Annotated in this window: 10 protein-coding genes; all 10 read right to left on the bottom strand. The window is 70.1% G+C overall.

Annotation, left to right across the window (positions count from 1 at the left end):
• Nucleotides 1-264: 264 nt before the first annotated feature.
• Nucleotides 265-1,815, bottom strand: coding sequence for a ThuA domain-containing protein (locus ACZ6TV_RS48000; RefSeq protein WP_465307075.1), 1,551 nt, complete (start codon nucleotides 1,813-1,815; stop codon nucleotides 265-267).
• Nucleotides 1,816-1,999: 184 nt separating this feature from the next.
• Nucleotides 2,000-3,178 (bottom strand): xylose isomerase, encoded by a 1,179-nt coding sequence (gene xylA, locus ACZ6TV_RS47995; protein ID WP_465307073.1) that lies wholly within the window; start codon nucleotides 3,176-3,178, stop codon nucleotides 2,000-2,002.
• Entirely contained in the window at nucleotides 3,175-4,311 is a 1,137-nt protein-coding gene (locus tag ACZ6TV_RS47990) for a Gfo/Idh/MocA family protein (RefSeq protein ID WP_465307121.1), read from the bottom strand. Before ACZ6TV_RS47990 ends, xylA begins: the two co-directional genes overlap by 4 nt.
• Before the next feature lie 81 nt (nucleotides 4,312-4,392).
• Nucleotides 4,393-5,448: a substrate-binding domain-containing protein gene (locus tag ACZ6TV_RS47985; RefSeq protein WP_465307071.1), complete on the bottom strand. Its 1,056-nt coding sequence runs from the start codon at nucleotides 5,446-5,448 to the stop codon at nucleotides 4,393-4,395.
• Nucleotides 5,449-5,598: 150 nt separating this feature from the next.
• Nucleotides 5,599-6,666: an ABC transporter permease gene (locus tag ACZ6TV_RS47980; protein WP_465307069.1), complete on the bottom strand. Its 1,068-nt coding sequence runs from the start codon at nucleotides 6,664-6,666 to the stop codon at nucleotides 5,599-5,601.
• On the bottom strand, nucleotides 6,663-8,222 hold the full coding sequence (locus tag ACZ6TV_RS47975) for a sugar ABC transporter ATP-binding protein (protein WP_465307068.1): 1,560 nt from the start codon (nucleotides 8,220-8,222) through the stop codon (nucleotides 6,663-6,665). Before ACZ6TV_RS47975 ends, ACZ6TV_RS47980 begins: the two co-directional genes overlap by 4 nt.
• Nucleotides 8,219-9,337, bottom strand: coding sequence for an ROK family protein (locus tag ACZ6TV_RS47970; RefSeq protein ID WP_465307067.1), 1,119 nt, complete (start codon nucleotides 9,335-9,337; stop codon nucleotides 8,219-8,221). Before ACZ6TV_RS47970 ends, ACZ6TV_RS47975 begins: the two co-directional genes overlap by 4 nt.
• 1,663 nt (nucleotides 9,338-11,000) lie before the next feature.
• Complete coding sequence (locus ACZ6TV_RS47965) at nucleotides 11,001-11,819, bottom strand: ABC transporter permease (protein WP_465307066.1); 819 nt, start codon at nucleotides 11,817-11,819, stop codon at nucleotides 11,001-11,003.
• Entirely contained in the window at nucleotides 11,819-12,586 is a 768-nt protein-coding gene (locus ACZ6TV_RS47960; protein WP_465307065.1) for an ABC transporter permease, read from the bottom strand. The genes ACZ6TV_RS47965 and ACZ6TV_RS47960 overlap by 1 nt, the downstream gene beginning before the upstream one ends.
• Entirely contained in the window at nucleotides 12,586-13,518 is a 933-nt protein-coding gene (locus ACZ6TV_RS47955; protein WP_465307064.1) for an ABC transporter ATP-binding protein, read from the bottom strand. Before ACZ6TV_RS47955 ends, ACZ6TV_RS47960 begins: the two co-directional genes overlap by 1 nt.
• Nucleotides 13,519-13,539 lie beyond the last annotated feature (21 nt).

Raw genomic sequence — 13,539 nt, 5'->3', positions numbered from 1 at the left:
CTCCCACCCGCACCTGTCCGAGGGCCGACCAGGTGCTGAGCCCATTTTATGAACGAGCTCCCACCAGTACAAGCTGCAAAAAAGGCGACCCGTCCGCCCGGATCGCACCTGCCCGGCCACGGGGGGAGTCGGCGTCACCACCCGGGACGTTGTGGCAGGTGCTGTGGTGCATCCGAGCGGACGGGGCCCGGACAGCGGGGCCGGTCGGCGTCGCGACCCCGCCACCCGTCTGTCCAGCCGCGGGCGGCAGCCCGCGGCTGAAGATCAGGAGTTGAACACCGTGAACTCGTCGACGTCGAAGAGCGATCCGCTGCCGCCGCGGAACACCAGGTACAGCGAGGTTGACGCATTCGCGGCAAGGGGCACCGACGCGGTCCGGAACGTGTCCCAGCTGCCGGTGTTGGCCACCGCGACGCTGCCGAGCAGCGCGCCGGTCGCCGAGCCGGCCCGGAACTCGATCGTGCCGCCGGGGCCCGCCGAGGACCACTTGACGCGGACGCCGGCGGCGGTGCTCAACGACAGGCCCGAGTACCCAGCCCAGTCGTTGTTGTCGATGAAGCCCGCGGTCTGCCCGCCGGTGGCCGGGCCGTGGGCGGCGACCTGCAGGCCGCTCATCGACGACCACGCCTCACCCTGCCGCGTCGCCGCGGACCGGGTCAGGGTGATCTGGTCCAGGTCGAACAGCGAGCTGCCGGTGCCCTTGAACACCAGGTAGAGCGTGGTCGAGGCGTTGGCCGACAGCGGCGTGAACACGTCGCGGAAGGTCTCCCAGCTGCCGGTGTTGGCGATCGGGACGCTGCCGAGCAGGGTGCCGGTGGTCGAGCCGGCGCGGATCTCGACGGTACCGCCGGCACCGGCCGACGACGTGCGCAGGGTGGCGCCGGTGACGTTGGACAGGTTCACGCCGTTGAACGCGATCCAGTCGTTGTTGTCGATGTAGCCGGCGGTCTTGCCGCCGACGGCGGCCGCGTGGTTGGCGACCTGGACGCCGCCGGTGGAGGACCACGCCTCGGCCTGGTAGACGCTGCCGGACGGCGCGACCGGGGCGGCGCAGTTGCCGTCGACCCGCTTGGCGGTGTACCGCAGCGCGCCCAGCAGCAGGTTGCGGAAGTTGGCGTCGGTGTAGCTCTCCTCGGTGTGCCCGAAGCCGGTGTAGAATGATCGGCCGTTGTCGATGGTCTTGCACCAGGTGATCGGGTGGTCGCCGCTCATCGAGCCACCCGAGTACGACGACTCGTTCAGCGAGGCCAGGACGTGCGCCGTGGCCCGCGGGTTGGTCTGGTAGTTGTACCACTCGTCGGTGCGCGTCCAGGTGGCGCCGAGGTGGGCCGTCGCCGGGTGGCTGCGGTCCTCGACGTTGACGCTCGCCTGCTGGATCGCCGGGTGCGAGGCGAACCAGGCACCGGCCAGCGTGCCGTAGAACGGCCAGCTGTACTCGGTGTCGGCCGCCGCGTGCACGCCGACGTACCCGCCGCCGCCGCGGATGTAGCTCTCGAAGGCGGTCTGCTGGGCGTCGTTGAGCACGTCGCCGGTCGTCGACATGAACACCACCGTCTGGTACTGGGCCAGGTTGGCGGTGGTGAACGCGGCGGCGTCCTCGGTGGCGGTGACGGTGAAGTTGTTGGTCGTGCCGAGCGACTGGACGGCGGCGATGCCGTTGGGGATCGACGAGTGGCGGAAACCGGCGGTCTTGGAGAAGACGAGGACCTTGTACGGGGCGTCGGCGGCGCTGGCGGGCGCCGGGTTCAGTGTTGCCGCGACGAGCAGGCCCGCCGTAGCGGCGGCGAACCAGTTCCGGGCGGTGCTTGTGGGCATGACAGTTCCTTCACGATGGGCGTGAGCGCGCGCCGTCGCGCCGTCATGATGTCGTCTGGAGTTGTGCCCGTCTGCCGGCGCGACATCACAGCCGCGCCGGCGCGACGGACCTCTCCCCTCCGGCGTTCCCTGCCGCGGGGCGCAACCGCGGCAAGGCCCTCGCTGCCGGCGAGGAGAAGCTTCGTTATCCCCTGATTCCCAGCAGGTGCTCCATGGCGAGCTGGTCGAGCCGTTCGAAGGCCATCCCGCGGGCGGCCACCGCCTCGACGTCGATCTCCTCGGCACGCAGCGCCGACAGGGACTCCCCCGGCATCAGCGTCGGCACCGACAGCTCGTCGACCCGGGCCGTGGCCAGGGCCGCCGAGACCTCGGGGTCGTCGCGGAACGCGCGGACCTTGTCCTTGAGGATCAGGTAGTTGCGCATGCACGCCGCCGCGGTGACCCACACCCCGGCTGCGTCCTCGGTACGTGGTGGCTTGTAGTCGAAGTGGCGGGGGCCCGCGTACGCCGTCGGGTAGCCGGAGCTGTTCTCCAGGACGTCGACGGTCCAGAACGCGCCGCGCAGGTTGCCGGCGCCGAAGCGCAGGTCCTGGTCGAAGCGCGGGCCGTGCTGACCGTTGAGGTCGACGTGGAACAGCTTGCCGTGCCAGAGCGCCTGGGCGATGCCGTGGGCGAAGTTGAGCCCGGCCATCTCCTCGTGCCCGACCTCCGGGTTGAGCCCCACCCGCGACGGCTCATCCAGGGTCGAGATCAGCGCGAGGGCGTGACCGATCGTCGGCAGCAGGATGTCGCCGCGCGGCTCGTTGGGCTTGGGTTCGATGGCGAGGCGGATGTCGTAGCCGCGTTCCCGGATGTACGCGCAGAGGGCGTTGATCGCCTCGCGGTACCGGTCCAGGGCAGCGCGCATCTGTTTGCCGGCCCCGGACTCCGCGCCCTCACGCCCGCCCCACAGCACGTAGGTCGGCGCGCCGAGCTCGGCGGCGAGGTCGATGTTGCGCAGCACCTTCTGCAGCGCGAAGCGGCGGACAGCGCGGTCGTTGGCGGTGAACGCGCCGTCCTTGAAGATGGGGTGGCCGAACAGGTTCGTGGTCGCCATCGACACCACCAGGCCGCTGGTGTCCAGGGCCTCGCGGAACCGGGCGATCAGCTTGTCGCGGACCGCGTCCTCGCTGCCGAAGGGGATCAGGTCGTCGTCGTGGAAGCTCACCCCGTACGCCCCCAGCTCCGCGAGCCGGTGCACGGACTCGACAGGGTCGAGTGCCGCGCGGGACGCCGAGCCGAAGACGTCCTGGGCCTGCCAGCCCACCGTCCAGAGCCCGAACGAGAACCGGTCCGCAGGCGTGGGGGCGTAGGGATCGTTCATGCCAGCACGCTGACCCATGACGCGTCGGACTTCTCGACGGCGTCCAGCACGAGCTGTACCTGCAGCGCGTCCTCGAACGACGGCGTCGGGTCCTGCCCGGTGGCCACCGCCTCGATGAAGTCCCGCATCTCGTGGGTGAACGAGTGCTCGTACCCGATGATGTGCCCCGGCGGCCACCAGGCCGACAGGTACGGGTGCTCGCCCTCGGTCACCAGGATCCGGCTGAAGCCCTGCTCGGCCGCCGGCCTGGTGGCGTCGTAGTACTCCAGCTCGTTGAGCCGCTCCAGGTCGAACACCAGCGAGCCGAGCTCGCCGTTGATCTCGACCTTGAGCCCGTTCTTGCGGCCGGTCGCGAAGCGGGTCGCCTCGTAGGTGGCCAGGCCGCCGCCGGAGAGCCGCGCGACGAAGACCGCCGCGTCGTCGACGGTCACCTCCCCCGTCGTCGCGCCGGCGCTCGCGGACAGCCCGCTCGACGCCTCAGGGAGCGGGCGCTCCTTGATGAACGTCTCCGTGATGCCCGTGACACCGGTGATCTGCTGGCCGGTGACGAACTGGGTCAGGTCGATGATGTGCGCGCCGATGTCGCCGAGCGCGCCCGAGCCGGCCTTGTCCTTCTGGAGCCGCCAGACGAGCGGGAAGTTCGGATCGGTGATCCAGTCCTGCAGATAGACGGCTCTGACGTGCCGGATCGCGCCGAGCCGGCCGTCGGCGATGAGGTTGCGCATCAGCGAGACGGCGGGGACCCGGCGGTAGTTGAACCCGCAGGCGGACCGGACGCCGAGCGCCCGGGCCTTGACCGCCGCCGCGACCATCGCGCGCGCCTCCTCGACCGTGTTGGCGAGAGGCTTCTCGCACAGCACGTGCTTGCCCGCTTCCAGCGCGGCGATGGCGATCTCGGCGTGGCTGTCGCCCGGGGTACAGACGTCGATGACGTCGATGTCGTCCCGGGCGATCAGCTCGCGCCAGTCGGTCACCGCTTCGGCCCACCCGAGCCGGCTCGCGGCGTCCGCCACCTTCGCCCCATCGCGGCCGCAGACGGCGACCATGGTCGCCCGCGCCGGAAGGTCGAAGACCCGGTTCACGGTGCGCCACGCCTGTGAGTGCGCGGCGCCCATGAACGCGTATCCGACCATGCCGACGCGCAGCTCCCCGCTGCTGCCCTGAGTGGACACTTGGCGGTTCCTTTCTGGTGGTTGGCTCTACCTGACGACCTGCTAGGACTTGAAGCCGAGCGGCAGGTACTTGTCGACGTTGTCCTTGGTGATCGTCTCGGACTGCAGGACGATCAGCTTCGGCACCTGCAGCTCGACCAGGTCGCCCATGCCCTTGCCCTGGGCGGCGAGCCGGGCCAGGATGATCGCCGAGGACGCCATCGACGGCGGGTAGGTGACCGTCGCGGTCAGCACCGTGTCGCCGGCCTTGATGTGGTCCATCGCGTCGCGGGAGCCCGCGCCACCGACCATGAAGAACTCCTTGCGGCCCGCCTGCTGGATCGCGGCGAGCACGCCGACGCCCTGGTCGTCGTCGTGGTTCCACACGGCGTCGAGCTTCGGCGCGGCCTGCAGCAGGTTGGCCATGGACTTCTGGCCGGACTCGACGGTGAAGCCCGCGGCGACGCGGTGCTTGACCGTGAGGCCGTAGGTCTTGAGCGCGTCGGCGAAGCCCTTCGACCGGTCCTTGGTCAGCTGGAGCTCGTCGATGCCGGGGATCTCGCCGATGACCGCGTCGGTCTTGCCCTTGAGCTTCTCGCCGATGAACTTGCCGGCGGCGATGCCCATGCCGTAGTTGTCGCCCTTGATCAGCGAGAACGAGGCGGCCGAGTCGGAGAACTCGCGGTCGAGGTTGATGACGATGATGCCGGCCGCGGTGGCCTTCTTGCCGATCTCCGTCAGCTGCGCGCCGTCCTGCGGCAGCAGCACGATCGCGTCGGGCTTCGAGCCGATCAGGGTGTCCAGCGCGGCGATCTGCGCGGGAGCGTCCTTACCGGCGTCGACGACCTTCAGGGTCACGTCGGAGAACTTGGCCGCCTGCGCCTTGGCGTTGGCGGTGATGGCACCGATCCAGCCGTGGTCGGCGGCCGGGGCGGAGAAGCCGATGGTGACGGCCTTGCCCGGCGCCTCGGTGGCGGCGGTGTTCTCCTTGGTGTTGGTGCCGGTGTCCGTGTCCTTGGTGTCGTTGGACGTGCAACCGGCGAGCAGTGCGCCGGCGCCGAGCGCCGCCCCGCCGAGGAGAAGCCTGCGGCGGGACATGTCACCCGAGGATGCGCTCATCACGACCTCCTGGTCGTCTGTGGGATGGGGGGTGTGTACTTTTTTGGTGCGTTTTTGGGCGTGTTGATCAGCACTGCCGTCGCGGCTGGACGGCGGTGAAGGTGTTCGGCGGTGATCTGGCCTATCGGGTTGGGGCCGTGGTGCCTATCTTCAGGCGGGTCGTTTCTTGAAGCGCGTCCGGAAGAACGAGCCGACCCGGAACTGCTGGATCAGGACGGCGGCGACGATGATGCCGCCGTTGATGATCCGCTGGACGTCCAGCTGCAGGTTGTTGACGATGAACAGGTTCGTGATCTGCGTGAAGATCAGCACGCCGAGCAGCGAGCCGACGATGGTGCCGCGGCCGCCGGTGAGGGCGGTGCCGCCGATGATCGCCGCGGCGATCGCGTTGAGCTCGTACAGGTCGCCGTGCGTGTTGCTGCCGGACGTCGTCTGCGACACGATCATCAGCGCGGCGATGCCGCAGCAGACGCCGGACAGCACGTACAGCAGCATCGTCTGCATCCGGACGTTGATGCCGGCCAGGCGGGCGGCCTCGGCGTTGCCGCCGATCGCGATGGTGCGCCGGCCGAAGGTGGTGCGGTTGAGCAGGACCCAGCCGAGCGCGGTGACCCCCACGAAGATGATCACCATGTACGGCACGCCGAGCAACCGGTCGCCGGCGAGGCTCTTGATGAACGGGTCCGAGGTGATCTGGGTGCGCGACCCGGAGATGTTCTGGGCCAGGCCCCGGGCCGACAGCATCATGGCGAGCGTGGCGATGAACGGCACCAGCTTGCCGTAGGCGATCAGGCCGCCGTTGACGAGGCCGGCGACCGCACCGACCGCGAGTGCGGTGAAGACCATCGCGGCCGGGCCCATGTCCTGGGTCGCCACGGTCGTACACCAGACGCTGGCCAGTGCGAGCAGCGCGCCGACCGACAGGTCGATGCCGCCGCTGATCATCACGAAGGTCATGCCGACCACGATCACGCCGATGCTGGACGCCTGGGTCAGCACGGTCAGCTCGTTGGACCACAGCCGGTCGATGTCGAGGAAGATGTCGGGCCGGGTGATGGCACCGATGACCAGCAGCAGGACCAGCACCCCGATGAGGGCGAGGTTGCGCTTGGCGGAGTCGGCGCCGTCCCGCTGCCACCAGCCCTGCCGGGCCGCCGGGCCGGGGTGGCCCTTGCTCAGCTCCACCGGGTCGGCGGACGGTGTGGTCGCGGTGCTCATGCTGCGGTCCCTTCAGGGGCGGTGCTCGCCAGGTCGGCCCCGTCGAGCAGGGAGCCGGCCATCACGAGGTCGAGCACGGTGTCTTCGTCGAGTTCGTCGGCGGGCGCCTCGCGCACGAGCCGTCCCTCACGCATGACGAGCACGCGGTCGGACAGGCCCAGCACCTCGGGCACCTCGCTGGACACGAGCAGCACGCCGACACCCTCGTCGGCGAGTCTGCGGATCACCTGGTACAGCTCGGCACGGGCACCCACGTCGACGCCCCGGGTGGGCTCGTCGAGCAGCAGCAGGCGGGTGCCGCCCAGCAGCCAGCGGCCGACGACGACCTTCTGCTGGTTACCGCCGGACAGAGTGCGCACCGGGCGCCGGACGTCGTTCGGGCGCAGGTCGAGGCCTTGGGTGATCTTCTCGGCCTCGGCGCGCTCGCGTCCCGAGTCGGTGAAGCCGACCCGCGCGAAGCGGGTGAAGCCGGCCAGGGTGACGTTGCGGTAGATCGGCTCGCCGAGCAGGAGCGCCTGACTCTTGCGCTCCTCCGGCGCCATGCCGATGCCGGCCTTCACCGCGGCGTTGACGCTGCCGCGGCGCAGGGTCTTGCCGTCGATCGTCACCGTGCCGGCGGTCGCGCGGCGGGCGCCGAAGATGGTCTCCAGCACCTCGGACCGCCCGGAGCCGACGAGGCCCGTGATCCCGACGATCTCCCCGGCGTGGACGTTCAGCGAGATGTCGCTGAAGCGCCCTTCCAGGCTGAGGCCGTCGACCTGCAGCAGGGGCTTGTCCTTCGCGGCGCTGTCCGTCTTGTCCGGGAAGACGTACTCGATGGTGCGGCCGGTCATGCGGCTCACCAGCTCGCGGGTCGGCGTCGTCTTCGCGTCGAGGTTGGCCGCGGTCGTGCGGCCGTCCTTGAGCACCGTCACGCGGTCGCCGATCTCGCGGATCTCCTCCATGCGGTGGGAGATGTAGATGACCGCGATGCCCTGCGCCGTCAGCGCGCGGACCATGCGGAACAGGTTCTGCACCTCGTCATGGGCGAGCACGGCGCTCGGCTCGTCCATGATGAGCAGCCGGGCCTCGCGGGACAGCGCCCGGCCCATGCTCACGATCTGCTTCGCGGCGGCCGGCAGCTTGCCGACCTCCCGGCCGGCGGGGATCTCCGCGTGGCCGAGCCGCGTGAGGATCTCCTCCGCGCCCTTGCGCATGGTGCGCCGGGCGACGAACCCGCCGCTGTGCGGCTCGTGACCGAGGTACATGTTCTCGGCGACGCTGAGGCCGTCGACGAGGTCGAGCTCCTGGTAGATGGTGGCGATGCCGGCCTTCATGGCCGTCTGCGGGCTGTTGAACGCGGCCGGCTGACCCAGCCACGTGATCTCGCCCGAGTCAGGGGTGTGCGCGCCGGAGAGCACCTTGATCAGCGTGGACTTGCCGGCGCCGTTCTGCCCGAGGAGGCAGTGCACCTCCCCGGCCCGCACCTCCAGCTGCACACCGTCGAGCGCCCGGACACCGGGGAAGGTCTTCACTACATCAGTAAGTCTCAGGACGATGTCGTCCGGAATTGTCATGATGGCCGTCCATATGCGAGTTCGCTGGCCAGCACCGCGGCGCCAACAACGCCGGCGCGGGGGCCGAGCTCGGACAGGACGACCGGCAGGTTGCCGGTCGCGAGGGGAAGCGAACGCCGGTAGACGACGCTGCGGATCTCCGCCAGCAGGATGTGACCGAGGCCGGCGAGACCGCCGCCGATCACGATCATCGACGGGTTGATGAAGCTGACCAGACCGGCCAGCACCCCACCCACCCGGCGCCCACCGTCACGGATCAGTCGGATGCACGTGACGTCACCCTCGGCGGCGCCGTCGGCGACGTCCTTGGCGGTCACGATGCCGTTGGCGTTCAAACGGTCCGCGAGTGCCGGCGAGGCACCACTGCGGGCCGCCGCCGTCGCGTCACGCGCGAGGGCGCCACCGCCGAACAGGGCCTCCAGGCAGCCGACGTTGCCGCACGAGCACACCGGCCCGTGACTGTCGACCTGGATGTGCCCGATGTCGCCGGCGCACCCGTCGGTGCCCCGGTAGACCTCGCCGTTGAGGTAGATGCCGCACCCGATGCCGGTCCCCACCTTGAGGAAGAGCAGGTTGTCCACCGAGTGCGCGACGCCGCCGTAGCGCTCGCCGATGCTCATGATGTTCACGTCGTTGTCGACGACGACCGGGCAGTTGAACTCGCGGCCGAGCACCTCCCGGACCGGGAACCTGTCCCAGCCCGGCATGATCGGCGGCGAGACCGGGACACCGTCCCGGAAGCTGACCGGCCCCGGCACACCGATGCCGATGGCGTGCAACCGCTCGAACGAGCCCTCTGCCTTGAACTTGTGCAGAATCTCGTTGACCCGTTGCAGTATCACCTTCGGTCCCGACCTGATGTCGGCGGGCTCACCGTATGCCGTGACCGGCTCCAGTCTCCCGTCGGTGATCTCCACGTCGATCGAGCTCGCCCCCAGGTCGACCGCGGCGAACCGCAGATCGGGGTTGAGCTCCACGAGCGTCGACCTGCGACCGCCCCGGCTGGCCGCCGGGCCGGCCTCACGGATCAGCCCGGTCGCGACGAGCGCGTCCAGGTCCGCGAGCAGCCGCGGCCGCGGCACCTCCAGGCGATCCGCCAGCTCCGCACGCGACAACGCACCGGTGTCCCGCAACAAGCGGAGCAGGCGCGACTGAACCGGGCCGTCTACCGCACTGACCGTGTTCACAAGGGCACCTCCTCATCTGGTCGCAGGCAGGCGTCCGCGACACGCGGCTACACCACCACACCTCGCTTGAGGTGCTGGTTGCCGGGTCGTGTGCCGTGCGTTACACCCGTGTTGCGTCGAGACTTTAGGCCCTGCGAAGCGCCGCGTCTAGGTCTTCTATCTCCCGTTACCAAACTTTTGCTGAATCCAACGGAAGTTGGCCCACTTCCGAACGTTTCCCGGTTTCCCCTGTTCAAGGCGTATGCGTCTATCGCCTTTGTGGACAAATCATCCCTTCACCGGGGGCGTCAGCGCTCGGACCGATTCCCGGGCGATGCGGTGGACATTCGCTCGCGGTGACGTCCGGACCCGGCTCCTGTCGAGGCGTCGCCGCGGCGGCAGAACCTCCCCGCGACCCGGTGAGTCGCCGCTCCCCCGACCCCGGCGATCCACTCGATAGTGGGCACATCTGGACATGCCCGCCGCAGGATCACACCCAGCCCTCCCAGATCATGCAGCGAGCCACAGCGCGACACGACCTGCCGCTGTATGACCGGTGCGGAGCCCACACGGGACGGGCACGGTGCTGCGTGCGGCAGCCCGGGTGGGGTCGGTCCCGCGCGGCCAGGATCCTGCATCACGGGGGCCAGCCAGGGCAGATGAACGTACGTCGTGAACACCTCCGGCCCCTGCGCCAGAACGGGACGGGCCGGCACGACATGGCCCAGAACAAGGCGGTGCGAACCAAAGCGGTGCGACATGACGCAGAACGAGATGACGCAGAACGGAACAGGGCCGCGTCGAGCGAGGACACCTTGCGCGAGCCGTCACCGCACGGCCAGGCAGCGGCCGGACGCGCGCCTCACACCCGAGCGTCCAGGGCGGGTGAACGCACGCCGCACCCCGCCAGTTCCTGCCCCCGCACAGCGGCACGTGCGGCGGATTACACGGGCAGATCACAGCACGGCATGTCCCCGCGACGCGCGCCACCGCGAGTCCGTGCCGCGGCCAGTCATCGGATCATGAAACCTGGCATCCAGGGGACGCGGACGCGCGCCACGACCACCCCGGCTCCTGCGCCCTCTGCCCCCCGCAGACACCGCCCCACTACCGGCCCGCCCCCACCCCACCACCGGGCACCCCTGACGGGCAAACCCACGGAGCCCCGCCCCATCGCTGGCCCGCTCCGGCGCCGGCCCGCTGCGCTGCTAGGACACCCGCGCACCCCGACCTACTGCACTCCGGCTTACTGCATTCAGACTTATCGCACTCCGGCTCATCGCACGGGTCGACCGCACCCCGCCCATCGGACTCCGGTCTGCCGCGCTCAGGCCCATCGCACTCCGGCTTGTCGCACTCCGGCTTGTCGCACTCGCGTCCGCCGCACCCCAGCTCACCGCGCTCCGGCCTGTCGCACTCAGGTCCACCGCACCCCAGCTCACCGCACCCCGGGCCACTCCGACCCCGGTGGCCTGCGGGCATCGCGCCACCGGCCCGCCGCCCCAACCGAGCCGCCGAACCACCGAGCCGCCGCACCACCGGCCCGCCGGAACCACTGGGCCGCCGCACCGCCGGGCCGCCGCGGCGGTGAGGACGGTGTGGTGGGCGTCGGCTACTTCAGCAGCAAGGTGCCCATGCGGCGGCTGGCCATCGTCAGGCCTACCGCCGCCAGCGCGACCAGATACGCCACATGCCACAGCAGCGTCCAGTCCGGCGAGCCGGTCGTGATCGCCCGGAGGAGGGCGACGCCGTGATACAGCGGCGTCGCCTCGATCAGTACCTGCAGCGGCACTGGGAAGTCCGACGGCGGGGAGAACGTGCCGCTGAACAGAAACAGCCCGAACTGGGTCACATTGATGTAGTCGAAGTCCTGCCACGACCGCAGCAGCGTCGACAGGCCCATCCCGAGCGCCCCGAACGCGAACCCCACCAGCAGCGTCACCGGCAGCGCGACCAGCGCCCAGCCCCACGTGGTGAGGTCGAGCGCCGCCATGACCACGAGGAAGACGGCGGAATACACGCCGCCGCGGCACATCGCCCAGACGAGCTCGCCGACGGAGACCTGCATGGGCGTGATCGGGGTGGCGAGCGTCGCATCATAGATGCGCATGAACTTGAGCTTGCCGTAGAAATTCATGGTGGTCTCGGCCAGCGCCCCGTTCATCGCGGAGGCGGCCAGCATCGCCGGCGCGACGAACTGGGCATAGGTCACGAGCCGCCCGTCGGGCAGCGCGATGTCCCCGACGAGCCGCCCGACCCCGACACCGATCGACAGCAGATACAGCAGCGGCTCGACGAACCCGGACAGCAGCACCCACCAGTAGGCGGCGTGCCTGGCCGCGGCGAGGTTACGCGCGGTGACGGACAGCGCCCCGGAGGTGCGGTGGTCGAGGCGGGCCATCGCCCGCGGGAAGATGAGGGTGGTGACCATCAGTCGCCCAGCTTCCTGGTGAACGAGCGCAGCGCCAGCACATAGCCGGCCGCGCACCACACGGCGAGCACGGCCACGTGCGCGGGCACGCCCCAGGCGGTCGCCGTGCCGAGGGTCGCGGCCCGGGACAGCTCGACGCCGTGCCACAGCGGTGACACGTACGCCAGCAGACGGGCCGCCGCCGGCAGGCTCTCCACCGGGAAGAACACGCCGGCGAAGAGCGTCATGGGCACCACCGCGACCCGGAACAGCACCGCGAACGCCCCGTCCGAGTCGACCCGCGCCGCGAACCCGAAGCACGGCGCCGCGCACGCCAGGCCGAGCAGGACGGAGACCAGCGGCGTGGCCAGCGCCCACCACGAGTGCAGCGCGCCGAACAGCGACAGGACCACCAGGAAGCCGACGCTCGACAGCGCGACGCGCAGCATGACGAACGCCAGGTGCCCCCGCAGCACGTCACCCACGGTGAGCGGCGACGCCCGCATCGCGTGATAGACCCGGGTCCATTGGAACCCGCCGAACACCGGCCATGTCGAGTCGGCCACCGCGACCTGCAGCGCGGTCGAGGCCAGCAGCCCGGGGCCGAGATAGTCCAGATAGGGCACACCGATCGAGGTGGACCGCTCGTCGATGTAGTGCCCGACGGTGATCCCCATGGCGACCAGGAACATCGCCGGCAGCGCGAACGAGCTGAACACGCTCGCCCGCCACGTGCGCTTGTAGGACACCAGGTGGTATTCGAGCGCCAGTGCCGTCGGATGCGCCATCAGTCGACCAGCGTCCGGCCGGTGAGCTGCAGGAACACGTCTTCGAGCGAGCCGCGCCGCACCAGCACGCTCGACGGTGTCAGCCCGCGGGCGTGCACCTGCGCCGCGGCCGCGTCACCGTCGCCGGTGTAGACGAGGATGCGGTCGGGCAGCACCTCGGTGCGCTCGCCGATGCCGTCGAGCTTGTCCGCGAACCTGTCGAGCGGATCGTTGCCGAACCGCACCTCCAGGACCTCCCGCGTCGAGTGCCGGTCGATGAGCTCGCGCGGCGAACCCTCCGCGACGATCCGGCCCGCGTCCATGACGACCAGGCGATCGCACAGCTGCTCGGCCTCGTCCATGTAGTGCGTGGTGAGCACGAGCGTCACGCCGCGCTGCTTGAGCCGGAACAGCCGCTCCCACACCAGGTGCCGGGCCTGCGGGTCGAGGCCGGTGGTCGGCTCGTCGAGCAGCACGATCTCCGGCTCGTTGACCAGGGCCCTGGCGATCGTCAGCCGGCGCTTCATCCCGCCGGACAGCGGCTCCACCTTGTCGCCGGCCCGGTCCGCGAGCTGCACGAAGTCGAGCAGCTCCATGGCACGCGCCCGGGCGACCTTGCGCGGGATGTTGAAATAGCGCGCATAGACGGTCAGATTCTCCAGCACGGTCAGCTCGAGGTCGAGCGAGTCCTGCTGGGGGCAGACCCCGAGCCGCGCCCGAATCTTCGCCCCGTCCCGTGCCGTGTCCATGCCCAGGATCCGCAGCGAGCCGCCGGTCGGTCGGGACACACAGCCGATCATCCGCATCGTCGAGGACTTGCCGGCACCGTTGGGCCCGAGGAACCCGAACGCCTCCCCGGCCCGCACCCGCACGTCGATCCCGTCGACCGCAGTGAACTCACCGAACTGCTTGACCAGCCCGGTCGCCGCGATCAACGCCTCGTTTCCAGCCACGCGGCGACACTAACCCAGGGG

Source organism: Dactylosporangium sp. NPDC051087, assembly GCF_055586325.1.
Note: the sequence above shows the minus strand (reverse complement) of the source record. Positions and strands in the feature narration are given on the sequence as shown.